This is a genomic window from Streptomyces eurocidicus (genome assembly GCF_002891295.1).
Taxonomy (GTDB): Bacteria; Actinomycetota; Actinomycetes; order Streptomycetales; family Streptomycetaceae; genus Streptomyces; species Streptomyces eurocidicus.
In genome coordinates this window covers 50,370-75,237 of the sequence record NZ_LGUI01000001.1, presented here as the reverse complement: position 1 = coordinate 75,237, position 24,868 = coordinate 50,370, and the positions used below count along the sequence as shown (strand labels likewise).

20 protein-coding genes and 2 pseudogenes are annotated in these 24,868 nt (G+C 72.4%); 14 read left to right on the top strand and 8 right to left on the bottom strand.

Features of this window, described 5'->3' with window-relative positions; all coding sequences use genetic code 11:
• The first annotated feature begins 85 nt into the window (after positions 1-85).
• The 6 genes from rpsA to AF335_RS00295 all read left to right on the top strand — a co-directional run bounded on the left by rpsA (position 86) and on the right by AF335_RS00295 (position 5,382).
• On the top strand, positions 86-1,591 hold the full coding sequence (rpsA, locus tag AF335_RS00320; protein ID WP_087928573.1) for a 30S ribosomal protein S1: 1,506 nt from the start codon (positions 86-88) through the stop codon (positions 1,589-1,591).
• Positions 1,592-1,789: 198 nt separating this feature from the next.
• On the top strand, positions 1,790-2,731 hold the full coding sequence (locus AF335_RS00315; protein ID WP_102916235.1) for a PAC2 family protein: 942 nt from the start codon (positions 1,790-1,792) through the stop codon (positions 2,729-2,731).
• Between the two features lie 108 nt (positions 2,732-2,839).
• A complete protein-coding gene (coaE, locus tag AF335_RS00310) occupies positions 2,840-3,523 on the top strand; it encodes a dephospho-CoA kinase (RefSeq protein WP_102916234.1) in 684 nt (227 codons plus the stop codon).
• 395 nt (positions 3,524-3,918) lie between these two features.
• Entirely contained in the window at positions 3,919-4,287 is a 369-nt protein-coding gene (locus AF335_RS00305; RefSeq protein ID WP_102916233.1) for a hypothetical protein, read from the top strand.
• Entirely contained in the window at positions 4,284-5,018 is a 735-nt protein-coding gene (locus tag AF335_RS00300; RefSeq protein ID WP_102916232.1) for a hypothetical protein, read from the top strand. The genes AF335_RS00305 and AF335_RS00300 overlap by 4 nt, the downstream gene beginning before the upstream one ends.
• Before the next feature lie 34 nt (positions 5,019-5,052).
• Positions 5,053-5,382 (top strand): HMG-box domain-containing protein, encoded by a 330-nt coding sequence (locus tag AF335_RS00295; protein WP_102916231.1) that lies wholly within the window; start codon positions 5,053-5,055, stop codon positions 5,380-5,382.
• An 82-nt stretch (positions 5,383-5,464) separates the two neighbouring features.
• On the opposite strand, the gene AF335_RS00290 is transcribed toward AF335_RS00295, so the two are convergent.
• From AF335_RS00290 to AF335_RS00280, 3 genes are all read right to left on the bottom strand, one after another.
• Positions 5,465-5,737: a DUF6343 family protein gene (locus AF335_RS00290; RefSeq protein ID WP_102916956.1), complete on the bottom strand. Its 273-nt coding sequence runs from the start codon at positions 5,735-5,737 to the stop codon at positions 5,465-5,467.
• An 86-nt stretch (positions 5,738-5,823) separates the two neighbouring features.
• Entirely contained in the window at positions 5,824-6,360 is a 537-nt protein-coding gene (locus AF335_RS00285) for a methylated-DNA--[protein]-cysteine S-methyltransferase (protein WP_170127578.1), read from the bottom strand.
• A gap of 85 nt (positions 6,361-6,445) precedes the next feature.
• On the bottom strand, positions 6,446-7,381 hold the full coding sequence (locus AF335_RS00280) for a glycerophosphodiester phosphodiesterase (protein WP_102916229.1): 936 nt from the start codon (positions 7,379-7,381) through the stop codon (positions 6,446-6,448).
• Positions 7,382-7,608: 227 nt separating this feature from the next.
• On the opposite strand from AF335_RS00280, the gene uvrB reads away from it, so the two are divergent.
• The 4 genes and pseudogenes from uvrB (at position 7,609) to AF335_RS00260 (ending at position 13,877) form a co-directional block, all read left to right on the top strand.
• A complete protein-coding gene (uvrB, locus tag AF335_RS00275; protein WP_102916228.1) occupies positions 7,609-9,744 on the top strand; it encodes an excinuclease ABC subunit UvrB in 2,136 nt (711 codons plus the stop codon).
• Between the two features lie 162 nt (positions 9,745-9,906).
• Entirely contained in the window at positions 9,907-10,485 is a 579-nt protein-coding gene (locus AF335_RS00270; protein WP_102916227.1) for a TerD family protein, read from the top strand.
• Positions 10,486-10,691: 206 nt separating this feature from the next.
• Positions 10,692-12,669, top strand: a pseudogene (locus tag AF335_RS00265) (TerD family protein).
• 215 nt (positions 12,670-12,884) lie between these two features.
• Complete coding sequence (locus AF335_RS00260) at positions 12,885-13,877, top strand: TerC family protein (RefSeq protein ID WP_102916226.1); 993 nt, start codon at positions 12,885-12,887, stop codon at positions 13,875-13,877.
• A 46-nt stretch (positions 13,878-13,923) separates the two neighbouring features.
• On the opposite strand, the gene AF335_RS00255 is transcribed toward AF335_RS00260, so the two are convergent.
• The 3 genes from AF335_RS00255 to AF335_RS00245 form a co-directional block, all read right to left on the bottom strand.
• A complete protein-coding gene (locus tag AF335_RS00255) occupies positions 13,924-15,210 on the bottom strand; it encodes an MFS transporter (protein ID WP_102916955.1) in 1,287 nt (428 codons plus the stop codon).
• A 356-nt stretch (positions 15,211-15,566) separates the two neighbouring features.
• Entirely contained in the window at positions 15,567-16,223 is a 657-nt protein-coding gene (locus AF335_RS00250; protein ID WP_102916225.1) for an MBL fold metallo-hydrolase, read from the bottom strand.
• A gap of 9 nt (positions 16,224-16,232) precedes the next feature.
• Positions 16,233-16,922, bottom strand: coding sequence for a maleylpyruvate isomerase family mycothiol-dependent enzyme (locus tag AF335_RS00245; protein ID WP_102916224.1), 690 nt, complete (start codon positions 16,920-16,922; stop codon positions 16,233-16,235).
• A gap of 271 nt (positions 16,923-17,193) precedes the next feature.
• Here AF335_RS00245 and uvrA point away from each other — a divergent pair.
• A pseudogene (gene uvrA, locus AF335_RS00240) lies at positions 17,194-20,145 on the top strand (excinuclease ABC subunit UvrA); the annotation flags it as partial.
• 353 nt (positions 20,146-20,498) lie between these two features.
• Here uvrA and AF335_RS00235 read toward each other — a convergent pair.
• Complete coding sequence (locus AF335_RS00235; RefSeq protein ID WP_102916223.1) at positions 20,499-21,446, bottom strand: carbohydrate kinase family protein; 948 nt, start codon at positions 21,444-21,446, stop codon at positions 20,499-20,501.
• A 110-nt stretch (positions 21,447-21,556) separates the two neighbouring features.
• On the opposite strand from AF335_RS00235, the gene AF335_RS00230 reads away from it, so the two are divergent.
• Complete coding sequence (locus tag AF335_RS00230) at positions 21,557-21,991, top strand: Rieske (2Fe-2S) protein (RefSeq protein WP_102916222.1); 435 nt, start codon at positions 21,557-21,559, stop codon at positions 21,989-21,991.
• A gap of 98 nt (positions 21,992-22,089) precedes the next feature.
• Here AF335_RS00230 and AF335_RS00225 read toward each other — a convergent pair whose 3' ends face one another.
• Positions 22,090-23,037, bottom strand: coding sequence for a hypothetical protein (locus tag AF335_RS00225; protein ID WP_102916221.1), 948 nt, complete (start codon positions 23,035-23,037; stop codon positions 22,090-22,092).
• Positions 23,038-23,266: 229 nt separating this feature from the next.
• On the opposite strand from AF335_RS00225, the gene AF335_RS00220 reads away from it, so the two are divergent.
• Both AF335_RS00220 and AF335_RS00215 read left to right on the top strand, forming a co-directional pair.
• Complete coding sequence (locus AF335_RS00220) at positions 23,267-23,917, top strand: papain-like cysteine protease family protein (RefSeq protein ID WP_102916220.1); 651 nt, start codon at positions 23,267-23,269, stop codon at positions 23,915-23,917.
• Between the two features lie 4 nt (positions 23,918-23,921).
• Positions 23,922-24,797 (top strand): hypothetical protein, encoded by an 876-nt coding sequence (locus AF335_RS00215; RefSeq protein WP_221505089.1) that lies wholly within the window; start codon positions 23,922-23,924, stop codon positions 24,795-24,797.
• Positions 24,798-24,868 lie beyond the last annotated feature (71 nt).

Here is a 24,868-nt window from a genome sequence, read left to right as displayed (position 1 = left end):
AGGCTGTCCGGCTTCGGCGGTGCGATACGGGCTCTCGGCGTAGCAGTACCTACGACTCACTGTCCGTACCGGAGCCTTTTCCCACATGACGAGCAGCACCGAGACCACCGCCACCACCCCGCAGGTTGCGGTCAACGACATCGGTAACGAGGAAGCCTTCCTCGCCGCGATCGACGAGACGATCAAGTACTTCAACGACGGCGACATCGTCGACGGCGTCATCGTGAAGGTCGACCGGGACGAGGTCCTGCTCGACATCGGTTACAAGACCGAAGGCGTCATCCCTTCCCGCGAGCTTTCGATCAAGCACGACGTCGACCCGAACGAGGTCGTCAAGGTCGGCGACGAGATCGAGGCCCTGGTTCTCCAGAAGGAGGACAAGGAGGGTCGTCTCATCCTGTCCAAGAAGCGCGCTCAGTACGAGCGTGCCTGGGGCACGATCGAGAAGATCAAGGAAGAGGACGGGATCGTCACCGGTACCGTCATCGAGGTCGTCAAGGGTGGTCTCATCCTCGACATCGGCCTCCGTGGCTTCCTCCCGGCCTCCCTGGTCGAGATGCGCCGCGTCCGCGACCTCCAGCCCTACGTGGGCAAGGAGCTCGAGGCCAAGATCATCGAGCTGGACAAGAACCGCAACAACGTGGTCCTGTCCCGCCGTGCCTGGCTGGAGCAGACCCAGAGCGAGGTCCGCCAGACCTTCCTCACGACCCTGCAGAAGGGCCAGGTCCGCTCCGGCGTCGTCTCCTCGATCGTCAACTTCGGTGCGTTCGTGGACCTCGGCGGCGTCGACGGTCTCGTCCACGTCTCCGAGCTCTCCTGGAAGCACATCGACCACCCGTCCGAGGTCGTCGAGGTCGGTCAGGAAGTCACCGTCGAGGTTCTCGACGTCGACATGGACCGCGAGCGCGTCTCCCTGTCGCTCAAGGCGACGCAGGAAGACCCGTGGCAGCAGTTCGCCCGGACCCACCAGATCGGTCAGGTCGTCCCGGGTAAGGTCACCAAGCTCGTTCCGTTCGGTGCGTTCGTCCGCGTCGACGAGGGCATCGAGGGCCTGGTGCACATCTCCGAGCTGGCCGAGCGCCACGTGGAGATCCCGGAGCAGGTCGTCCAGGTCAACGACGAGATCTTCGTCAAGGTCATCGACATCGACCTCGAGCGTCGTCGCATCAGCCTCTCGCTGAAGCAGGCCAACGAGTCCTTCGGTGCCGACCCGTCCGTGGTCGAGTTCGACCCGACCCTGTACGGCATGGCCGCGTCCTACGACGACCAGGGCAACTACATCTACCCCGAGGGCTTCGACCCCGAGGCCAACGACTGGCTCGAGGGTTACGAGAAGCAGCGCGAGGAGTGGGAGCGCCAGTACGCCGAGGCGCAGCAGCGCTTCGAGCAGCACCAGGCGCAGGTCATCAAGTCCCGCGAGGCCGACGAGCAGGCCGCTGCCGAGGGCGCTGCCGCTCCGGCCGCCGCCTCCACCGGTGGCAACGTCTCCGGCGGCTCGTACTCCTCGGAGTCGGCCGACAACTCCGGCGCCCTGGCGTCGGACGAGGCGCTCGCCGCGCTCCGCGAGAAGCTCGCCGGCGGCCAGAGCTGAGGCTCTGACCGGCAGCAGCTGACAGCTGACTGAGATAAGGCCCGTCCCCTTCGGGGGGCGGGCCTTATCGCTTGCCCGCGTCCGCCTCGCGACCCCCGGCCGGGAAGTGTGTCCGCCGTGTTGCGCCCCACGGCCGCGGGAATTGCCGGACCCTCCCCGCGCGTTCCCCCGTACGGAACATGAGGAGGAACGGTCACTGTGTTGGATCCGCAGGGTTTGTACGAATGGGAGCCCAAGGGGCTCGCCGTGGCCGACCTGGCCTTGGCCCAGGACATGGCCGGCCTGGTCATGCTCTACCACTTCGACGGCTACATCGACGCCGGAGCGACGGGTGAACTGATCGTCGGACGGCTGCTGGACAGCCTGCCGCACCAGGTCGTCGCCCGCTTCGACCACGACCGGCTCATCGACTACCGGGCCCGGCGCCCCTTGCTGACCTTCCAGCGCGACCGCTGGAGCGCCTATGAGACCCCGAAGATCGAACTGCGGCTGGCACAGGACGCCACCGGCGCGCCCTTCCTCCTCCTCACCGGCCCCGAGCCGGACGTGGAGTGGGAGCGCTTCGCGGCGGCCGTCCGCCAGCTCGTGGAGCGGCTCGGTGTGCGGCTCTCGGTCAACTTCCACGGCATCCCCATGGGCGTCCCCCACACCCGTCCCGTGGGCATCACGCCGCACGGCAACCGCACGGACCTGATGCCCGGTCACCGCAGCTTCTTCGACGAGGCGCAGGTGCCCGGCAGCGCCGAGTCGCTCGTCGAGTACCGCCTGGCGGAGGCCGGCCACGATGTGCTCGGCGTCGCCGCGCACGTCCCGCACTACGTCGCCCGCTCGCCCTACCCCGACGCGGCCCTGACCGCCCTGGAGGCGATCACCGCCGCCACGGGCCTCGTGCTGCCGAACGCTGCGCACTCGCTGCGCACGGAGGCGCTGCGTACCCAGGAGGAGATCGAGCGTCAGATCTCCGACGGCGACGAGGAACTCGTCTCCCTCGTCCGGGGACTTGAGCACCAGTACGACGCGGTGGCCGGCTCCGAGACCCGGGGCAACCTCGTGGCCGAGCCGGTGGAACTGCCCTCCGCCGACGAACTGGGCGCGGAGTTCGAGCGCTTCCTTGCCGACCGGGAAGGCGAGACGGGCTGATCGGATAGGCTGCGCGACAGGCCGCGCCCGTCCCGCGTCCCGGTGCTCCGGTGCCGGCCTGTGTTCCTCCCCGCTTCCCGCGGGGCAGTGCGAGGCGGAGGCGTGGTCATGTTGTCCGTTGGTCTGACCGGTGGAATCGGCGCGGGCAAGAGCGAGGTCTCCCGGCTCCTGGCGTCGTACGGCGCCGTGGTGGTGGACTCCGACAAGATCGCCCGCGAGGTGGTGGAGCCGGGCACGCCCGGACTCGCGGCCGTCGTCGCCGAGTTCGGCCCCGGCGTCCTCACCCCCGAGGGCAGCCTCGACCGCCCGGCGCTCGGCGCGATCGTCTTCGCGGACCCGGAGCGCCTCGCCGCCCTCAACGCCATCGTCCACCCGCTCGTCCGGGAACGCTCCGCCCAACTGGAAGCGGCGGCCGGCCCCGACGCGGTGATCGTCCACGATGTCCCCCTCCTGGCCGAGAACGGCCTCGCCCCGCTGTACGACCTCGTCGTCGTCATCGACGCCTCCACCGAGACGCGCCTCGACCGGCTCGTGGGACTGCGCGGCATGACGCGGGACGAGGCGCGGGCGCGGATGGCTGCGCAGGCGACGCGGGAGGCGCGGCTGGCGATCGCGGATCTCGTGATCGAGAACGATGGGTCGGTGGGGGAGTTGGAGGGGCGGGTGCGGGAGGTTTGGGGGAGTTGGTGGGGCGGGGCGGGCGGGGTGACGGGTGTAGCCCCTGCGGGGGCTTTCCCCAGCCCCGCCCCTTCCCGTAACCGGGGCAAGCCCCCGGGCCCCCTTCCGCGCTGACGCGCGGTGTCCTCAAACGCCGGACGGGCTGGATTTCGCCCCCTGTCCGGAGCTGAAGTTTCTGCCCGGTCCGGGCAACGATTCAGCCCGGCCGGCGATTGAGGCCACCGCGCGAAGCGCGGAACGGGGTCCGGGGCGGAGCCCCGGTTCGGGAAGGGGCGGGGTGGGGATAAGGCCCCGCGCAGCGGCGGCACCACCCGTCATCACCCCCACCCAGTTCGTCATATCGGGTGATGTAACACCCGGCACCTGAACCCCGCCCCCACCCGCACCGCAAGGGATCCCACCCCCGCCCACTCCCGCCCCGGACCCCAACGCCCCGAACCACCCCTCCCCACCCCCATAAGATCCCCCCGACCGGCAGGCGGACGGACGGATGGACGGGAGGGAGCGGCATGACACTGCGGGTACAGCCCGGGGAGCTGGAGAGGTTCGCCGGGCAGCTGCGCCGGGCCGCCGACGACGCGTACGACATGCTCGCCCACGCCGAGCGGCACACCAAGATCGAGCTGCTGGAGGAGGGCGCGTTCGGGTTCGTGGTCGGGCACCACGAGGAGTTGCGGGAGACCGTTCTCGGGGCGCTGGGGCACCTCGCCGACGTGCTGAAGGGCTCGGCGGGCGGGATCGAGGAGTCCGTGGCCTACTACCGGCGCACCGACCTCTCCCTCGCGGCGAGGATGGACGCGGCCGGGTCGCACGCGGGGACGGTGCGGGAGGCGGCGGCGTACGACACAGTGGCGGGGCGGGGTGCCGGCCCCGTATGAGCTTCACGGACACCGCCCGGCCCGTCGATCGCCTCGGGCCTCCCGAAGCGCCCGAGGGCTTCGTGGATCCCCTCGAAGCGCTCAACGACGTGTGCGCGTTCCTCAGCCCGGGGTCGTGGTTGCTCAAGCTGGCCGAACTGATGCTTCCCGACGGTTCCATGGAGGAGGTCCAGCAGGTCTTCGCGGGGAAGTGGAGGACGTACGCGGCCTGTGCCGGGGTGTGGGACGACCTGGGGAAGGCGTGCGGTGACCTCGCGCGGAACCTGGAGGACGGGAACCGCGACCTCGACCGGGTCTGGGACGGCAGCGCCGCCGAGGCCGCCGGCGGGTATTTCGCCGCCCTGGGCAAGGACCTGCACGCGATCCAGGGCTCGCTGACGCGGATGGGCGTGGAGTACCTGGCCGTCGCCCGGACCGTGTCGGCCGCCGCGGACACCGTCGGGGAGGCTCTGGGCGCGCTGGTCGACGCCGCCGTCTGCTGGTACATCGCGGAGTCCGCCGCGTCGGCGCTGTCGTGGACCGGCTGGGGCGCGGCGACCGGATACGCGCTGGGCGCGGTGGAGGCGGAGGTCATTCTGGCGGAGTGGGCGCGGATCACGAAGACGATCAACCACGCGCAGCTCGTCATGAACGCGAGCTGCGGTGTCCTCGGCCGCCTCGCCGGGGAGGTCGCCACGCGGCTCGACGGTTTCCCGCTGCCCCAGCACGCCTACCACCACCCGGCCGTATGACCGACGGCCCCGTTCCCCGGCGGGAGGACGCGAAGTGACCGAACATCAGGTGGGGCCGGAGGAGTTCGTGACCCCGGGGCGCGACGCGGCACGCGCGCGCATGCTCCACACCTCGTTGCGGGCGCTCGCCCGGGGCGGGGCGGGTCCGGTGCTCCAGGAGATGGCCGAAGAGGTGCTCGGCGGCCGGATGGGCCTGCGGGAGTGCCTGCGGACGAACGCCTACGCCGAAGCGCTCGGCCGTGCGGCCACCGCCGCCCACGCCGAGTGGGAGCGGATGCCGGCGGCCGAGCGCGAGCACCATGAGGCCGAGGCCCGCCGCCTCCTCGCGACCCCGCCGGAGCCGGACGGCCCCGGCCTCCGCTGACCCGCGCCCTCAGGGGCGGCCCGTCACGCGGGGCCCCGCACACCGGGTGGGCCGGAGGTCCCGACCCGCCCGGCACCCGGGGCTAGGGCTTCCGCCGTTCCTCCCGCACCGGCTCGTACGGGGGTATGTCCCGCCCCGGCTGGTAGTGCGGCCCCTGCCGGATGTGCCGGACGACCAGCGCGAGATCGACGGCGGTGACCACGATGAGCACCCCACAGGCAATGGCCCACCCCGGATGCCCCGTCCACACGAAGAGCCCCGTACCCACCACGGCCCACACCAGCCCCCACACGGCCAGCCCGCACCGCAGCCGCAGGGCGCTGCGCGCGGTCGCCGGCTCACTGCCCGTACGCATGGCGACCATCTCCCACTACCAGCATCCACCCGGTCGGGAGAAAGGGCGGGGAACGGCCGGAGCGGTTCGGGAGGGTCCGGCCCCGCTCAGAACAGCGGTTCGGGGAGGACGCCTTCGAGGGTCAGGAGGGCTCGTTTGGTCTCCAGGCCGCCGCCGAAGCCGCCCAGGCCGCCGCCGCTCTCGACGACGCGGTGGCAGGGCACCACGATCGGCAGCGGGTTGCCGCCCATGGCGGTGCCGACGGCGCGGGCGGCGCCGGGTTCGCCCACGCGGTCGGCCAGGTCCTGGTAGCTGACCACGGTGCCGTACGGGACGTGGGCGGCGAGCTCGCGCAGTACCCGGCGGTTGAAGCCCGAGGTCAGGGACCAGTCCAGGGGGACGGAGAAGGTCTCGCGGCGGCCGGCGAAGTAGGCCGTGAGTTCCGCCGTGGCCTCGGCGAGGATCTCGTGGGCGGTGGTGGGGGCGGCTCCGGGGGCGGTGCCCAGGCGGCGGGTGAGGCGGGCGACGGCGCGCGCCGACGTCGGGCCGTCCGCGGCGAAGGCGACCTCCAGCAGCCCCGTGGGCGTCGCCGCCAGTCCGACGGGGCCGATGGAGGTGCGGGCCGTCGTCCACGCCCACACCAGGGGCCCCGCCGGAGGGGTTTGATCCGTGTCCGTCACCCTGTCAGCGTACGCCGGAGGCCGTCGCCTCCCCGCGCCTCCCCGTGCGTCACAGCTCGTCGAGGAACGAGAACGCCGAGTAGTCCGGCGCGTAGTCGTCCTCGTCCTCCGCGAGCGCCTCCGCCACCCTGTGCGGGGCGTTGCTGATGATGTAGTCGACGCCCATGCGGGCCAGTTCCACGGCCCGGTCGCCGTCGTCGACGGTCCACGCCGAGACCTCCAGCCTCCTGCCGTGCGCGCCCTTCACCGTGTGCACGGCCCGGACCCACGCGGCGGTGACGCTCCGGTGGCTCGGGTTGATCTGGTCCGCGAACTTCGCGTACGCGCCGAGCTCGGAGACCTTGGGGGCGCCCAGGAAGCCCGTCTTCACGTCCTTGCGCAGTCCGTGGAAGGTCTTCAGCGAGGCCGCGCTGAAGCTCTGGACGACCAGGTCGCGCTTGACATGGTCCTGGTCGAGCCAGCCGGCCCGGCGGAGCTCGGTGACCAGCTGCCGCTCGATGCCGGGGTAGAGCTCCGGCGCCTTGACCTCCAGCAGCAGCCGCTGGTGGTTCCGGTCGACGCGCTGGAGGTAGCGCTTGAGCGTGGGCACGCGCTCCCCGGCGAAGCCGCGGTCGTACCAGCTGCCCGCGTCGAGCTTCTGGATCTCCGCGAGGGTGAAGTCGGCGATCCGCCAGGGCGCCCGGCCGGGGAAGCGCTTCTCGACGTCGGTCGTCCGCTTCAGCGTGGTGTCGTGCATGACGATCAGGGCGCCGTCCTTGGTGCGCTGGACGTCGTTCTCCACCCAGCGGACGCCGAGGCGGGCCGCCCGGTCGATCGAGGCGAGGGTGTTCTCCGGGGCCTGGACCGGGACGCCCCGGTGGCCGATGGCGACGGGCGTCCGCGTCCGCGCGGCGGCCGGGGCGGCGGCGTGCGCGGGGGTGGCGAGGAAGAGCGTGGTCATACCGAGCAACGCGCAGGTCACGGTGGAGACGGGGCGGATGCGCATACGGGCTCCTCGCGGCGTCTGGACACGGCGGAACCGGGGCGCGCGGCGGCGTCCCGGCCCCTTGGTGTACGGGATGGGGCGTACATCAGACAAGTACGCGATCTCGGGGGCCGGGGCACTCCGGCCGGGAGACCTTTTGCCCGATCTTCGCCGCGCGTTCGTCCGGGAAACGACCGCGGAACGCCCGGTGCCCGGCCGTTGTCAGTGGGGAGCCGTACGGTGGTTCCATGCGGCCCGTATCGAAGATCGAACGCAAGGTGGCACCTTTCGAGGTCGTCAGCCCCTTCCAGCCCAGCGGTGATCAGCCCACCGCCATCGCCGAGCTGGAACGACGCATCCGCGCAGGTGAGAAGGACGTCGTCCTGCTCGGTGCGACCGGCACCGGCAAGTCCGCGACCACCGCGTGGATGATCGAGAAGCTCCAGCGGCCGACGCTCGTGATGGCGCCCAACAAGACCCTCGCGGCGCAGCTCGCCAATGAGTTCCGTGAGCTCCTGCCGAACAACGCAGTCGAATATTTTGTGTCGTATTACGACTACTATCAGCCCGAGGCGTACGTCCCCCAGTCGGACACGTACATCGAGAAGGATTCCTCGATCAACGAGGAGGTCGAGCGCCTGCGCCACTCCGCGACGAACTCCCTGCTCACGCGGCGTGATGTCGTGGTGGTCGCTTCGGTGTCCTGCATCTACGGCCTCGGCACCCCGCAGGAGTACGTCGACCGGATGGTGCCGCTCGAGGTCGGCCAGGAGATCGACCGCGACCAGCTGCTGCGCCGCTTCGTGGAGATCCAGTACACCCGGAACGACCTGGCGTTCACCCGGGGCACCTTCCGGGTGCGCGGCGACACCATCGAGATCTTCCCGGTCTACGAGGAGCTCGCCGTCCGGATCGAGATGTTCGGCGACGAGATCGAGGCGCTCTCCACCCTGCACCCCCTCACCGGCGAGGTCATCTCCGAGGACCGGGAGCTCTACGTCTTCCCCGCCAGCCACTACATCGCGGGCGCCGAGCGCATGGAGAAGGCCATCGCCGGCATCGAGGCCGAGCTGGCGGAGACCCTGGCCCGGATGGAGAAGCAGGGCAAGCTCCTGGAGGCCCAGCGGCTCCGCATGCGCACCACGTACGACATCGAGATGATGCGTCAGATCGGCTCCTGCTCCGGCATCGAGAACTACTCGCTGCACATGGACGACCGCGAGCCCGGCTCCCCGCCCAACACCCTGCTCGACTACTTCCCCGAGGACTTCCTCCTCGTCATCGACGAGTCGCACGTCACCGTCCCCCAGATCGGCGCGATGTACGAGGGCGACGCCTCCCGCAAGCGCACGCTCGTCGAGCACGGCTTCCGGCTGCCCTCGGCCATGGACAACCGCCCGCTGAAGTGGGAGGAGTTCACCGAGCGCATCGGCCAGACGGTCTATCTCTCCGCGACCCCGGGGAAGTACGAGCTGTCCCGCGGCGACGGCTTCGTGGAGCAGATCATCCGCCCCACCGGCCTCGTCGACCCCGAGGTCGTCGTCAAGCCGACGGAGGGCCAGATCGACGACCTCGTCCACGAGATCCGCACGCGCACCGAGAAGGACGAGCGCGTCCTGGTCACCACCCTCACCAAGAAGATGGCCGAGGACCTCACGGACTACTTCCTGGAGCTCGGCATCCAGGTGCGCTATCTGCACAGCGACGTCGACACGCTGCGCCGCATCGAGCTGCTGCGCGAGCTGCGCGCCGGCGAGTACGACGTCCTGGTCGGCATCAACCTCCTCCGGGAGGGCCTGGACCTGCCGGAGGTGTCCCTGGTCGCGATCCTGGACGCCGACAAGGAGGGCTTCCTCCGCTCGGGCACCTCCCTGATCCAGACCATCGGCCGCGCGGCGCGCAATGTCTCCGGCCAGGTCCATATGTACGCCGACAAGGTCACCCCCGCGATGGAGAAGGCGATCGAGGAGACCAACCGCCGCCGGGAGAAGCAGATCGCGTACAACAAGGAGCGGGGCATCGACCCGCAGCCGCTGCGGAAGAAGATCGGCGACATCGTCGCCTCCCTGGCCCGGGAGGAGATCGACACCCAGGAGCTGCTGGGCACGGGCTATCGCGAGGACAAGGGCAAGGGCAAGGCGCCCGTGCCCACGGCGGCGGGCGGCGGACAGCAGGGCAAGGCCGGCGCCAAGGGCAAGGGCAAGAAGGCCGTGGTGGCCACGGACCGCCCCGCCGCCGAACTGGCCCAGCTCATCGAGGACATGACCGACCGTATGCGGGCCGCCGCGGCGGAGCTCCAGTTCGAGGTGGCCGCGCGGCTGCGGGACGAGGTGGGCGAGCTGAAGAAGGAGCTGCGGCAGATGCGGGAGGCCGGTCTCGCCTGACGGGCCGCCACCCCTTCCGCCGCCGCCCCGGCGGCATGTTGCAATGCCGCCACAAACCCCGCCCGGATGCGCGACCGGCCCGCGGCAGTGCATAGGGTCGTTCGAGGAGGCCGCGTGCACGCGCGGCCCACGGGGAAGCGGTAAACGAGAAAGGGACTGCGCGTGACGGTCAACTTGTCCAAGGGTCAGGGCATCAGCCTGCAGAAGGCCGACGGGGGCACCCTGACCGCGGTGCGGATGGGGCTCGGCTGGCAGTCGGCTCCCCGCCGCGGACTGTTCGGGTCGCGCACGAAGGAGATCGACCTCGACGCCTCGGCGGTGCTCTTCGCCGGTGACCAGCCGGTGGACGTGGTCTTCTTCCGCCACCTGGTCAGCGACGACGGCTCCGTGCGCCACACCGGTGACAACCTGGTCGGCGGTGCCGGCAAGGGCGGCGACGACGAGGCGATCCTCGTCGACCTCCAGCGCGTCCCCGTCCACATCGACCAGATCGTCTTCACGGTGAACTCCTTCACCGGCCAGACGTTCGCCGAGGTGCAGAACGCCTTCTGCCGCCTCGTCGACGAGACGAACGGCCAGGAGCTGGCCCGCTACACCCTCGACGGCGGCGGCGCGTACACCGCGCAGATCATGGCGAAGGTGCACCGCTCGGGCGCCGGCTGGGCGATGACCGCCATCGGCACCCCGGCCAACGGCCGGACCTTCCAGGACCTCATGCCGGCGATCCTGCCGAGCCTGTAGGGCACGACAGCGCTACGAGCGGTACGTACGCCACGGTCGCCCCGTGCGTACGGATGAACGACCGGGCCCGGTGGAGACTGCCTCCACCGGGCCCGCGGGCACCCGGGGCCCGAACGGCACGCCCGCCACGGTGGGCGGCGAGCACACCACCGAGCGCGCTGCGTGACACGCACGGCCGGGAACCACCACGACAAGGGGGCACAGGAATGACGGCCGAGCTGGTGCGGGGGCAGAACCACCCGCTGTCGGAGACCCGCCTGGAGATCCGGATCTCCGCGGGCGGCCCGGTCGTCGCGGGTGCCACCCTCAGCGGTGCCGATGGCAGGGTGCCGGGCGCCGAATGGGTCGCGCACCCCGCCGCGCACCGGCTCCCCGGTCTGGAGGTGTCCCGGCAGGCCGCCGCCGAGCACCGGCTGGCCGTCGACCTGGACGCCCTCCCCGAGCCCGCGCACCGCCTCCATGTGCTGCTCGCCCTGCCGGAAGGGACGGGCGGCCCGGCCCGCTTCGGCGCCATGGCCGCGCCCTTCGTCGCCGTCACCGGACGGGGCGGCGCCGAGCTCGCCAGCTACACCCTCACCGACCTGGACACCGAGTCGGCCGTCGTCGCCCTGGAGCTCTACCGCAGGCAGGGCGCCTGGAAGGTGCGGGCCGTCGGGCAGGGCTACGCGGGCGGCCTCACGGCCATGCTGCTCGACCAGGGCCTCGACTCCGCCGCCGAGACGGCCGCGGCCGTCAACGACGCCGTGACCCGGGGCATGGCCCGCTCCGTCGCCGCGCCGCCCGTTCCCGCGGCCGGGGGAGACGCGGGGGAGCGCCGTACGGCCCGGGCCGCCGGCTCCGGAGGCCCGGGCCCCGGCGACTCCCGTGCTGCCGGGGCGACCCACGACCCCGGCCACGCGGACCCGGACCCCGCCGCCTCCGGCGGTGCGGGGAGCGCCGCCGCCCCCGTACCGCCCGCCACGGGCCCCGTCAGCTACCGGCACCCCGGCCGGCAGACCACCGCGCCGCCCGCCCGGCCCCGCCGCCCCGCCCGCCGAGCCCGGCCGGCCCGCCCCGCCCGTCGCGGGCGACGCCACGGGCTGGACGATGAACGAGCGGCTCTACAACCAGGTGTGGGGCATGTTCGAGGACCTCGCCCGGTCCACGGCCGCCTACCGCAGCGCCGTCGACTTCGCCGAGTCCCGCCTGGAGCGGGAGCTGGACAAGGCGCTCTCCGACCCGCGCACCCGGGTGGGCCCCGCCGCCGACGCCGCCCGGGAGGAGGCCCGTGCCAAGCGCGCGGACCTCGTCGGCCAGGCCCGCGCCGTCCTCGACCGCGACCTGGCCCAGCTCGTCGCCGAGTCCGAGGTCGTCGAGCACGCCCTGCCCCCGGCCTTCGCCCGCTGGGACAACCCCGTCTGGCAGGGGTTCCAGACGTCCCTGGAGACGCCGATGGCGCTGCGCCTGGGCGACCTCCATCTGCCGGAGCGTCCCGACCTGCGGATCCCCATGCTGATCCGGCTGCCGCTGGAGCGCGGGCTGTGGATCGACAGCGGGCGCCCGTCCGGCCGGGAGGCGGGCCCGGTGGACTCCGCCGAGCTGCGCCGTCGCGCCATGGACACCGCCGTCGCCACGGCCGCCCGGCTGCTGGCCGTCTACCCGGTGGGCGACTTCTCGCTGCACGTCATCGACCCGGCGGGGGCGGCGGGTGGTGCGCTGGCGCCGCTGCTGGGCTCGGGGGCGCTCCGGGACGCCCCGGCGGCGGGGGCGCGGGGCGTCTCCGAGACCCTCCAGCGGCTGACGCGACGGGTGGACCTGGTGCAGATGGCCGTCCGCAGCGGAGCCGCCGACTCGCTGCCGCCTGACCTGGACACCGCCGAGCAGCTGCTCGTCGTCAACGACTTCCCGCACGGCTTCGACGACCGGGCCGTCACCCAGCTGCGCTACCTCGCGGACGAGGGGCCGGCCGTGGGCGTGCATCTGATGATGGTCGCCGACCGCGAGGACGCCCGCGCCTACGGGCCGGTGCTGGACCCGCTCTGGCGCGCCCTGCTGCGGATCACCCCGCTGCCGGACGACCACCTCGCCGACCCCTGGGTCGGGCACGCGTGGACGTACGAGCCCTCGCTGGCCCCGGCGGGCAGCGGCGTACTGCGGCAGGTGCTCCACCAGGTGGGGCAGGCGCGCCGGGCGTACGGCATCTGACGGGCGCCGGGCGGACGGTGCCCGACCGGACCGCCCAGGCGACCCTGCCCAAGGCTCAGTAAAAGCCCCTGACCTGCTCTTTTGGGTATTTCTTTACCTTTCCTTGGGTCTTCCTGTACTGTTTTTGGTGCGGAGGCGACCGAGGCGTACTCGCGTAGCCCGGGCCTCCGGCAGCGACGACGCTGGAAGTTGCCGTATGACGTGCCGGAGGAACCGTGGATGTCTCCCTGACCCTGTGGGTGCTGACCATTCTTGGTCTGTGCGCCCTCGTCGCCGCCGACTTCTTCATCGGTGGCCGCAAACCCCATGAGGTCTCCCTCAAGGAGGCCGGCATCTGGACCGGCGTCTGGGTGGCCCTGGCCGGGCTCTTCGGGCTGGGGCTGCTGGTCTTCGGCGGCGGTCAGCCGGCCGGGGAGTTCTTCGCGGGCTTCATCACCGAGAAGTCGCTGAGCGTCGACAACCTCTTCGTCTTCGTCCTGATCATGGCGAAGTTCGCGGTTCCGCCCATCTACCAGCAGCGCGTCCTCATGGTCGGCGTGCTCATCGCCCTCGTCCTGCGGGCCGTCTTCATCGGCGCGGGCGCGGCGATCATCGCCAACTTCTCCTGGGTCTTCTACATCTTCGGCGCCTTCCTCATCTGGACCGCTTGGAAGCTCATCCAGGAGGCGCGGGGCGACGAGGAGGAAGAGGAGTTCGAAGAGAATCGTTTCCTCAAGCTGGTCGAGAAGCGCTTCCCCTCCACCGACCGCTATCACGGCACCAAGCTGTTCGTCGTCGAGAACGGCAAGCGGCTGATGACGCCGATGCTGATCGTCATGCTGGCGATCGGCACCACCGACGTCCTCTTCGCGCTGGACTCCATCCCCGCGATCTTCGGCCTCACCCAGGACCCGTACATCGTCTTCACCGCCAACGCCTTCGCCCTCATGGGCCTGCGGCAGCTGTACTTCCTGATCGGCGGCCTGCTCAGGAAGCTGGTCCACCTCTCGTACGGCCTGTCGGTGATCCTCGGCTTCATCGGCGTCAAGCTGGTGCTGCACGCCCTGCACGAGAACGGCGTCGCGGTCCCGGAGATCAGCATCCCGGTCTCGCTCGGCGTCATCTGCGCGGTGCTGGTCGTCACCACCTTCACCAGCCTGCGCGCCTCGAAGAAGCAGGCCGAGGCCGAGGCCGCCGAGGCCGCCACGCCCGGCGACGCCCGGGTCTGAGCCCGGGCGGGTACGGGCGGGCCGCCGTGGCGGCCCGCCCACCCGGTCAGGCGGGCGCGCCCTCCGCGACAGGTCCCGCCGTGGCCTCCGCCGGCCGGGTCTCGGGCAGCAGCGCGAAGCACCCCAGGCTCACCAGGGCGAAGCCCGTCAGATAGCAGGCGAGGCCCCAGGGCGGGCCCTCGCCCCGGGCCGCCGCGGTCCCGACCAGCGGGGTGAGCGCGCCGCCCAGCACCCCGGCCAGGTTGTAGCCGAAGGTCGCGCCGGTGCAGCGCACCCGGGGCTCGTACAGCTCGGGCAGATAGGCCGCGATGACGGCGATGACGCCCGTGAAGCACACGGCCCCGACCGCGAAGCCCGGCACGATCCACTCCGGGCGTCCCGTGTGCAGCAGGGCCACCATCGGCACCGACCAGAGCGCCATTCCCGCACAGCCGGCCAGGCACAGCGTGCGCCGTCCCCAGCGGTCGGCCAGGATCGCGAAGGGCGGTGTGACCAGGCCCGAGACGAAGATCGCCACCATGATGCAGCCGAGCATGGTCGTACGGTCCACGCCGAGCCGCTCGGTCGCGTAGGCCAGGGACCAGGTGGTGATCGTGTAGTAGACGGCGTAGGCGACGGAGAGCCCGCCCGCGGTGAGCAGGACCAGCCGCCAGTGGTCGCGGAGGAGCTCGGCGAACGGCAGGGTCGCGCGGTCGTCCCGGGCGGACAACTCCTCGAACTGCGGGGTCTCGGCGAGCCCGCGGCGCAGCAGCAGTCCGCCCACGGCCAGCACGCCCGCGAACCAGAACGGCACCCGCCAGCCCCAGGAGAGGAACTGCGCGTCGGTGAGCGTGGCCGACAGGGCCAGTGTGAGGCCGTTGGCTAGCAGGAAGCCCAGCGGTGGGCCCAGCTGGGGGAAGCTCGACCACAGGGCGCGGCGCCGGGCGGGCGCGTGCTCCGCGGTCAGCAGCACCGCGCCGCCCCACTCGCCGCCGAGCCCCAGTCCCTGGGCGAAGCGCAGGAGCAGCAGCAGGCACGGGGCGGCGACGCCGATGCGGTCGTAGGTGGGCACCAGGCCGACGGCGACGGTCGCGACCCCGGTCAGCAGCAGCGACAGGATCAGGACGGGCCGCCGGCCGCGCCGGTCGCCGAGGTGGCCGAAGAGCACCGAGCCGACCGGGCGGGCGAGGAAGCCCACCCCGAAGGTCCCGAAGGCCGCCAGGGAGCCGAGCAACGGGGAGACGGTCGGGAAGTACAGCGGGCCGAGGACGAGCGCGGCCGCGGTGCCGTAGGCGAAGAAGTCGTAGAACTCGATGGCCGTGCCCGCCAGGGACGCGGCCGCCAGGCGGAGCATGGCCGGGGGCTTGTGAGGGCCGGCCGTGGGGCCCTCGGCCGGCGAGGGGCCGGCCAGGGCGGGGTCGGGTTCCATGTACCGTCCAACATCCGGTGGGCAGGGAGGGAAACGGGCGGGCGGGAGTGCGCCCGGGGGCGCATGGGAGGCCGCCGCGGGCCCGCCGTGACAGGCGCGCGCCACCCTCCTCGGGCGGGACCGGGAGGCCGGGCGGAAAGGTATGAAAAAGGGCGCCCGTGAGGCTGGCGGAAGCCGTGGGGCAGGAGTAGCTTGGTTGGTGAGGCCGCCACACCCAGAGGATCGAGTGGGACGGCCTCACTGCATGCCCGGACCGCGCCGCGGGTGACCGGGACCCGGTCTCACCAGCCGCGCTCGCGCCACTCCGCGAGATGGGGGCGCTCGGCGCCCAGCGTGGTGTCGGCGCCGTGGCCGGGGTAGACCCAGGTCTCGTCCGGAAGCCGCCCGAAGAGCTTGGTCTCCACGTCGTTCAGCAGGCCGGCGAACGCCTCCGGGTCGCCGTGGGTGTTCCCGATGCCGCCGGGGAACAGGCAGTCGCCGGTGAACAGGTGCGGGTGGCCGTGCGGGTCGTCGTAGACGAGGGCGATACTGCCCGGCGTGTGGCCGGTCAGGTGCCGGGCCGTGAGCTCGACCCGGCCGACGCGGATCGTGTCGCCGTCCTCCACCGGTACGTCCGTGGGCACCGGGATGCCCTCCGCGTCGTAGCGGCCCGCGTAGGTGCGGGCGCCGGTGGCGTCCACGACCTCGCGCAGGGCGCCCCAGTGGTCGCCGTGCCGGTGCGTCGTGACGACCGAGGCGATGCCGCTGTCCCCGATCAGGCTCAGCAGGGTGTGCGGCTCCGCGGCGGCGTCGATGAGCAACTGCTCGTCCGTCGCGCGGCAGCGCAGCAGATAAGCGTTGTTGTCCATGGGGCCGACCGCGACCTTCGAGATCATCAGGTCGGTCAGCTCGTGCACGTCGGCCGGTCCGCCGACCTTCACCGCTCCGCTGTAGGTCATGGCCTCAGCCTATAGCGGGGGCAGGGCCGGGAGGGGGGCGCCGGCGGCCGTGAGGTCCGCGCCCCGCGCCCCCCGGCCGGAGAGCCAGCCGAGGAGGGCGGGCGCGGTGCCGGTCACGGCGACCGGGGCGCCCTCGGTGGCACCGGTGCGCCACCGCGCGCCGTCCGCCGCGGTGAGGGTGACGGCGGGGACGCCCGGGTGGCCGGAGTAGCGGGCCGCGAGGTAGCCGGTCGCGCGGGCGGTGAACTCCGCGGGCAGGTCCGCGAGCTCGTACCCGATGCCGAGGTCGACGTGGTGCAGCTCGACCTCGACCAGGCGCCGGAAGGGGATGCGGGCGGCGGAGTCGGTCACGCCGTTGCGCAGCTCGACGGTCCGGGACGGGTCGCCGGGGGCCTCCGCGGCCTCCGTGAACCGGGCCGCGCCGGCGCGCAGGTCCGCGAGGTGGGCGTCCAGGGGCCGGCCGGCGTCGCGCGCGATGTCCGCGTCGCGGACCTCCGCACTGGCGTACATGGGCCGTCCGGCGAGGACGTTGACCAGGGCGTCGGCGTTACGGGCGAGGTGGGCGAGCACATGGCCGCGGGTCCAGTCCGGCAGGCGTGACGCCTCGGCGACGGCGGCGTTGTCCAGTTTCCCGGCCGCGGAGAGGAGCCGCTCGGTCGCCTCACGTACAAGCGCCAGGTCGTGCACATGATCAGTCATGCGGCCGACGATAGCCGGGTCACACCTTCGGGTGAAGGTGTCGCCTCCCGCCCCTAAATCGAATATACGTGCTATATGGTCGAAGGTGTCGCTGACGACGCCGCGGGGCCCCGCCGTGTGGCACCGTTCCGGGGTCCGGCCCTCCGCCCGGCCCCCGGTTGTCAGTGGCCGCCCGTACTCTGGATCGAGGGGGCATTCGAGGGCGACAGCCCTTCCCGTGGCCCCTCGGAAGCTCTCCGGAGCCGATCTCTCAAGAAAGGTGCCGACCGGCGTGGCTGACCGTCTCATCGTCCGTGGCGCTCGCGAGCACAACCTCAAGAACGTCTCGCTCGACCTCCCCCGTGACTCGCTCATCGTCTTCACGGGGCTCTCCGGCTCGGGCAAGTCGTCCCTCGCGTTCGACACGATCTTCGCCGAGGGGCAGCGTCGCTACGTCGAGTCGCTCTCCTCCTACGCACGGCAGTTCCTGGGGCAGATGGACAAGCCCGATGTGGACTTCATCGAGGGCCTGTCCCCGGCCGTCTCCATCGACCAGAAGTCGACCTCGCGCAACCCCCGTTCCACGGTCGGCACCATCACCGAGGTCTACGACTACCTCCGCCTGCTCTTCGCCCGGATCGGCAAGCCGCACTGCCCCGAGTGCGCCCGGCCCATCTCCCGGCAGTCGCCCCAGGCGATCGTCGACAGGGTGCTGGAGCTGCCGGAGGGCAGCCGCTTCCAGGTGCTCTCGCCGCTGGTGCGCGAGCGCAAGGGCGAGTTCGTCGACCTCTTCTCCGACCTCCAGACCAAGGGCTACAGCCGGGCCCGGGTCGACGGCGAGACGGTGCAGCTCACCGACCCGCCCAAGCTCAAGAAGCAGGAGAAGCACACCATCGAGGTGGTCATCGACCGCCTCACCGTCAAGGACAGCGCCAAGCGCCGGCTGACCGACTCGGTCGAGACCGCCCTGGGCCTCTCCGGCGGCATGGTGATCCTCGACTTCGTCGACCTCCCGGAGGACGACCCCGAGCGTGAGCGGATGTACTCCGAGCACCTCTACTGCCCCTACGACGACCTCTCCTTCGAGGAGCTGGAGCCGCGCTCCTTCTCCTTCAACTCCCCCTTCGGCGCCTGCCCGGACTGCACCGGCATCGGCACCCGCATGGAGGTCGACCCGGAACTCATCGTCCCGGACGAGGAGAAGTCCCTGGACGAGGGCGCGATCAACCCCTGGTCGCACGGCCACACCAAGGACTACTTCAGCCGTCTGGTCGGCGCCCTCGCCGAAGAGCTCGGCTTCCGCACGGACATCCCCTGGGCCGGCCTGCCGCAGCGCGCCCGCAAGGCCCTGCTGAACGGCCACAAGACCCAGATCGAGGTCCGCTACCGCAACCGCTACGGCCGCGAGCGCGCCTACACCACGGCCTTCGAGGGCGCGGTGCCGTTCGTCAAGCGGCGGCACTCGGAGGCGGAGAGCGACTCCAGCCGGGAGCGCTTCGAGGGCTATATGCGCGAGGTGCCCTGCCCGACCTGTGAGGGCACCCGGCTCAAGCCGATCGTCCTCGCGGTCACCGTGCAGGGCCGGTCCATCGCCGAGGTCGCCGCGATGTCGATCAGCGAATGCGCCGACTTCCTGCGGGACATGAAGCTCACCGGCCGCGAGAAGAAGATCGCCGAGCGGGTCCTCAAGGAGGTCAACGAACGCCTGAAGTTCCTGGTCGACGTCGGCCTGGACTATCTCTCGCTCAACCGCGCGGCGGGCACCCTCTCCGGCGGCGAGGCCCAGCGCATCCGCCTCGCCACCCAGATCGGCTCCGGTCTCGTCGGCGTGCTCTACGTCCTGGACGAGCCGTCCATCGGCCTCCACCAGCGCGACAACCACCGTCTCATCGAGACCCTCGTCCGCCTGCGGGACATGGGCAACACCCTGATCGTCGTCGAGCACGACGAGGACACCATCAAGGTCGCCGACTGGGTCGTGGACATCGGCCCCGGCGCGGGCGAGCACGGCGGCAAGGTGGTGCACAGCGGTCCCCTCGCGGAACTGCTGGGCAACGAGGAGTCGATGACCGGGCACTACCTCTCCGGCCGCAAGGCCATCGCCACGCCGGACCTCCGCCGCCCGGTGAACGGGAACCGCCGGATCACGGTCCGCGGCGCCCGGGAGAACAACCTCCAGGACATCGACGTCTCCTTCCCGCTCGGCGTGCTCACGGCCGTCACGGGCGTCTCGGGCTCCGGCAAGTCGACGCTGGTCAACGACATCCTCTACACCCACCTGGCCCGCGAGCTGAACGGCGCCCGCACCGTCCCCGGCCGCCACACCCGGGTCGACGGCGACGACCTCGTCGACAAGGTCGTCCACGTCGACCAGTCGCCCATCGGCCGTACGCCGCGCTCCAACCCCGCGACGTACACCGGGGTCTTCGACCACGTCCGCAAGCTCTTCGCGGAGACCATGGAGGCGAAGGTCCGGGGCTATCTGCCCGGCCGCTTCTCCTTCAACGTCAAGGGCGGCCGCTGCGAGAACTGCTCGGGCGACGGCACCATCAAGATCGAGATGAACTTCCTGCCGGACGTGTACGTCCCGTGCGAGGTCTGCCACGGCGCCCGCTACAACCGGGAGACCCTGGAGGTGCACTACAAGGGCAAGTCCATCGCCGAGGTGCTGGACATGCCCATCGAGGAGGCGCTCGACTTCTTCGAGGCCGTGCCCACCATCGCCCGCCACCTGCGCACCCTGCACGAGGTCGGCCTCGGGTACGTCCGCCTCGGGCAGTCCGCGCCGACGCTCTCCGGCGGCGAGGCGCAGCGTGTGAAGCTCGCCAGCGAGCTCCAGAAGCGCTCGACGGGCCGCACGGTCTATGTGCTGGACGAGCCCACCACGGGTCTGCACTTCGAGGACATCAGCAAGCTGATCTCCGTGCTGTCCGGCCTGGTCGACAAGGGCAACACCGTCATCGTCATCGAGCACAACCTCGACGTGATCAAGACCGCCGACTGGGTCGTCGACATGGGCCCCGAGGGCGGCAACGGCGGTGGCCTGGTCGTCGCCGAGGGCACGCCCGAGGAGGTCGCGGCGGTCCCGGACAGCCACACCGGGAAGTTCCTCCGGGAGCTGCTGGGGGACCGGGTCAGCGACGCGGGGCCCGTGCACGAGGCGGCTCCGAAGACGGCGCGGAAGACGGTCTCGAAGGCGGCCAAGGCGACGAAGACCGTCACGACGAAGGCGGTCGCCTCCAAGCCGAAGGCATCGAAGGCGACGGCATCGAAGGCGGCCCCGGCGAAGTCCCCGGCCACGAAGGCCGCGGCTTCGAAGCCGGCCGCCGCGAAGGCCGCTGCCGTCAAGACCGCCGCCAAGACCGCCGCCGCGAAGAAGGCGCCGGCCAAGAAGGCGGTCGCGAAGAAGACGGCCTCCCGGGCCAAGAGCGCCTAAGCCGGCTTGGCGAAGTCCGGTGCGGTTCGGCAGCGCCCCGAAGGGGCGCGGGGAACCGCGCGACCAGCCACGACGCACCCGCGGATGACTCGCCGGAGTTCCAGCGGAGCGCCTGGCGCCCGGCACCGCCGGACGGGCTCGGTCCCGAGCCCGTCCGGCGGTCAGCCGCTCATGGACGGGTCCAGTTCCGCCGCGTACGGCGGTTCCGCGCCCGCCCGTGAGCAGGTGACCGCCGCGGCCCGGGCCGCGAAGGCCAGGGTGTCCCGCCAGGCCGCCCCGTCCAGGCCCGCCGGCCCGCCGGGCGACAGCGCGCCGAGGGCCGCCAGCCGGTGCAGCAGCGCCGCGTTCACGGTGTCCCCGGCCCCGATCGTGTCCACCACCCGCACCCGCTCCGCGGGCACGTCGTGCGCCCCGCCGCCGGTGTGGACGGTCAGCCCGTCCCCGCCGTGGGTGACCACCACCGCCGCCGGGCCCCCGGCCAGCCACTCCCGCGGCGAACCGCCCAGCCAGCGGGCGTCCTCCGCCGACAGCTTCAGCAGCGTCACATACGGCAGCCACGCCCGGAACCGCGCCCGGTAGGCGTCCGCGTCCGGGATCAGACCCGCGCGGATGTTGGGATCGAGCAGGGTGAACAGCCCCCGCCCCGCCTCCCGCCGCAGCAGCGCCTCGTACGCGCTCGCGCCCGGCTCCAGCACCAGTGAGACCGTCCCCAGGCACAGCGCCGTCGCCGCGTCCGGCAGCGGCCCCGGCAGCGCGAAGAGCCGGTCCGCGGTGCCCTGCGCGTAGAAGCCGTACCCCGCCGAGCCGTCCGCGCCGATGTCGGCCACCGCCAGCGTGGTGGGCTCGGGCCCCCGCTGCACCAGCGAGACGCCGACCCCCGCCGACCGCAGACCGTCCAGCAGCGCCTCGCCGAACCCGTCGGACGACACCCGGGAGACGAAGGCGGCGGCCGCCCCCAGCCGGCCCAGGGCCACCGCGGTGTTGTACGGGCCGCCGCCGCGCCGGGGCAGCAGCGCGGGCAGCGCACCACCGGGGCCGGCGGCCGGCCGGGGCTCCCGGTGCCCGTCCGGCACCAGGTCGATCAGGGCTTCTCCGGCTACGACGATCACGAGGGCAATCCTCTCTCCGGCCCGGGGCGCTGAGCGGAATGCAGGGTACCGGTAGGGTCGACGGGTCCGTGTCAGCGTCCCGCATCAGCGGCTCACCGTTGGAGCCCTCCATGACCAGCCCTTCGGGTCCCTTCTCCTCCCGCCGGACCGTGCTGCGCGGAGCGGCGCTGGCCGGTGCCGCCGGGATCGGGGCCGCGGCCTGCACGGGCGGCAAGGAGACGCCCAGGGCGCCCGCGACGCCGACGGCCCCCGTGGACCTGGGCGCGCCGGACGAGGTGCCGGTCGGCGGTGCGCGGCTCTACCGCGAGGAACGCCTGCTGGTCTCGCGGCCGGCCCAGGGCGAGTTCAAGGCGTTCAGCGCGGTGTGCACGCACGCGGGCTGCGTCATGGCCAAGGTCCAGGACGGCGAGGCCAGTTGCCCCTGCCACGGCAGCAAGTTCGACGTGAACACCGGCAAGGTCCTCAGGGGCCCGGCGGGCGCGCCGCTGCCCGGCGTCCCGGTCAAGGTCGCCGGCGGCAAGCTGATCGCGGGCCCGGACGCCTGAGGCGTACCGGAGGGCCCGGGGGGCGGGCCGCCACGTCCGGAGGGTCTTCACGTCCGGGGAGCCCGCACACCCGGCGGGGCGCGCCGCCCGGCCCGCCGTCACGTCCAGTCCCAGGAGATCCCCAGGATCCCCGGGCGCACCGCCGGTTCCACCAGGTGGACCCCCCGGTGCCGGCCCGCCAGGGTCAGCTCCTGCTGCGCGGTGCGCGGCGCCGTGGCGGAGGCCCGGGCGAAGCGGCGGCAGCGCACCGGCAGGGCCGCGTTGTCGAAGCGCACCTGGAGGACGTACTGCCCGCCCGCGAAGCTGAAGCCCCGGATGTACTCGCCGCTCGGGCCGCCGGTGCCGTCCTCGAAGCCGTAGCCGAAGACATAGGTCTCGCCGGCCCGCAGCCGGGCGTCGAAGAGCAATTCGGCGACGAGGACGCCCGACCCCGAGTGCCACCGCACCCGCCCCACCCGGCAGTTCTCGGTGGCCCGCACGGTCACCTGCCCGGGGTCGCACCCGGAGTCGCCGTGGTGGATGGCCACATAGCGGTCCACGCCGTCCCGGTGCGCGCGCACGACGTGCTGGGAGTCGCGGCCGCTGAGCGCGCGGTCCGGCCCGATGAAGACCCGTTCCAGGTGGCAGACCGTGTGCAGCCCGCCGTCGGCCGGTGACTCCAGCTCCGTCAGCAGCCGCTCCAGGGCGCGGGACTCCTCGACGAGGAGGCGGTACGAGCGGGCGGCCGGGCGCTCGGTCTCCGGCGCCGTACCGCCCGGCTCCAGCAGCCGGGTCAGGGCCTGCGCGGGCAGGTCGAGCACGTCCTCCAGCATCCGTACGGCCCGCAGCGACTCCGGCCGCTGGGGTCTTCGCGCGCCCTGCTGCCAGTAGCTCAGGCTGGTCACCCCGACCCGTACGCCGCGCTGCGCGAGCCTGTGCTGCACCCGGTGCAGGGCGAGGCCGCGCGCGGTGAGCGCGGTCCGCAGGGCCAGGTGGAAGGGGCCCGTGCGCAGGGCTCGTGTCAGCTCGGCCTCGGCCTCGGCGGCCTGTGTGCCGGTCCGTCCCATCCGGATCGCCCCTCTGTGAATATTCACAAGCGGTGAATGCGGCGTGGCCTGCCGGACCGCTGTGATCCTTTTCGGCGGGCACCGGTCGTTCACATCCGGTACGCCTTGTTCACACCGGCGGCTCACCCAGCATTGAAGCCTGTTGACCGGTCACTGACAACACCGCGATGCTCCTGACCAGCGTCCGGACGCGCCTCCACCAGCACCCCCCGCCTCGGGAGGAACGTCCATGTCCCGTGCATCGGCACAACTGAACAGCACCGGAAAGGCCCGGATACGCGGCAGACGGCTCGCCGTCACCCTCTCCGCGACCCTGGCCGCCACCGCGCTGCTCGCCGTCCCCACCACGGCGAGCGCCGCCACCGCCGACCGGCCGAGCCTGCTCGCGTCGAAGAAGCTGAACATCACCATGCAGGCCCAGCAGAAGACCAACTGGTGCTGGGCCGGCGCCGGCAACACCATCGCCACCTGGTTCGGGCGGAACTACAGCCAGAACCAGTTCTGCAACGCCGCCTTCAACCGGCAGCAGGGCACCGAGTGCCCCAACAACCAGGCCACCCTGGGCAATGTGCAGAACGCCCTGGACTGGGCGGGCATCAACTCCGGCTCGTACGTCACCGGCTGGCTGCGCTACCCCACCGTGCAGAGCGAGATCAGCGCGAACCGGCCGATCGAGACCCGCATCCAGTGGGCGTCCGGCGGCGGCCACATGCACACCGTCTACGGCTACGACGACTCCAACAGCTGGGTCTACTGGGGCGACCCATGGCCCTCCAACGACCGCTACAACTGGGCCTCGCACGCCTGGTACGTGGGCGGCCGCAACAGCGGCAACTCGGAGTTCACCTGGACCCACTCGCTCTACCGGATCGGAGCGTGAGGTCATGACGCACACCGGTGACCCCGAGAACACCGCCGCACCCGTGTCCGCCGGGTACTGCCGGAGGAACGCCGCCCGCGCGGCCGCCGCCGGAGCCCTCACCGCCGCCTTCCTCGGGCTCGCGCCCCTGGCCCACGCGGCACAGCCCGTACCGCCCGCCCCGGCGGCACCTTCGAGCGCCGGAGTCGCCCGGGCCCACGAGGCGGCGGCGGCCCCCACGACCCTCGACACCCTCTCCCGCTTCTTCGCCCGCGACGGTGCGATCGCCCGGGCGAAGGCGCGGCCGGCGATCGACGGCGCGACCGTGCCCGTCTACACCCTCGCCCCGGAGTTCGTGGCCGGCCGCACGGGCGTCCCCGTCGCCACGCTCGACTTCCTCGCCAGCAAGGCGGTCTCGGCCGACGGGCAGAAGGCGTCCGTGTGGACGGCGCGGGCCGGCGACGAATGGAAGGTCGTCAACATCGCCACCGGCGACGACGAGACCCGCTACGCCGCCGAGGGCGCCCGCAGGCTCGACGGAGGCACCGTCTTCCGCGAGCCGCAGATCGACGCCTGGTACGTCCAGCGCGGCGACCGGGTGCTGCCGCTCGACGAGGACGCCACCCGCGCCATCGGGGCCGGGGGCACCACCCTCGCCCGCTACCAGGCGCGCGTGCACAAGGAGTACGGCGACAAGCTGCCCGGCTCCGCCTACGAGAAGAAGGGCCTGGCCGGCGGCTACGGGGCGGACCGCGCCCCCGCCGCGGACACGGCGGGCGCGGCCGCCGCGCGCACGGACGGCGACGGCCCGCTGAACCCGGCCACCGCCACCGCGGCGGCCGGGGGAGCCCTGGCCCTCGGCGCCACCGCCCTGGTGCTCCGGCGGAGGCGGCGCGGCTGAGCACGGCGGCCCCTGACCGGGGCCGCCACCGAGGGAGCGGCTCCTGATCAGGGCCGCACCCGCCCCGGCCC

Coding starts and splice junctions, on each gene's coding strand:
- AF335_RS00245 (WP_102916224.1), bottom strand. CDS start 16,922: ATGACTGATCATGTGCACGACCTGGCGCTTGTACGTGAGGCGACCGAG.
- AF335_RS00230 (WP_102916222.1), top strand. CDS start 21,557: ATGACCAGCCCTTCGGGTCCCTTCTCCTCCCGCCGGACCGTGCTGCGC.
- AF335_RS00305 (WP_102916233.1), top strand. CDS start 3,919: ATGACACTGCGGGTACAGCCCGGGGAGCTGGAGAGGTTCGCCGGGCAG.
- uvrB (WP_102916228.1), top strand. CDS start 7,609: ATGCGGCCCGTATCGAAGATCGAACGCAAGGTGGCACCTTTCGAGGTC.
- AF335_RS00220 (WP_102916220.1), top strand. CDS start 23,267: ATGTCCCGTGCATCGGCACAACTGAACAGCACCGGAAAGGCCCGGATA.
- AF335_RS00215 (WP_221505089.1), top strand. CDS start 23,922: ATGACGCACACCGGTGACCCCGAGAACACCGCCGCACCCGTGTCCGCC.
- AF335_RS00225 (WP_102916221.1), bottom strand. CDS start 23,037: ATGGGACGGACCGGCACACAGGCCGCCGAGGCCGAGGCCGAGCTGACA.
- AF335_RS00280 (WP_102916229.1), bottom strand. CDS start 7,381: ATGCGCATCCGCCCCGTCTCCACCGTGACCTGCGCGTTGCTCGGTATG.
- coaE (WP_102916234.1), top strand. CDS start 2,840: ATGTTGTCCGTTGGTCTGACCGGTGGAATCGGCGCGGGCAAGAGCGAG.
- AF335_RS00300 (WP_102916232.1), top strand. CDS start 4,284: ATGAGCTTCACGGACACCGCCCGGCCCGTCGATCGCCTCGGGCCTCCC.
- rpsA (WP_087928573.1), top strand. CDS start 86: ATGACGAGCAGCACCGAGACCACCGCCACCACCCCGCAGGTTGCGGTC.
- AF335_RS00290 (WP_102916956.1), bottom strand. CDS start 5,737: ATGCGTACGGGCAGTGAGCCGGCGACCGCGCGCAGCGCCCTGCGGCTG.
- AF335_RS00255 (WP_102916955.1), bottom strand. CDS start 15,210: ATGCTCCGCCTGGCGGCCGCGTCCCTGGCGGGCACGGCCATCGAGTTC.
- AF335_RS00250 (WP_102916225.1), bottom strand. CDS start 16,223: ATGACCTACAGCGGAGCGGTGAAGGTCGGCGGACCGGCCGACGTGCAC.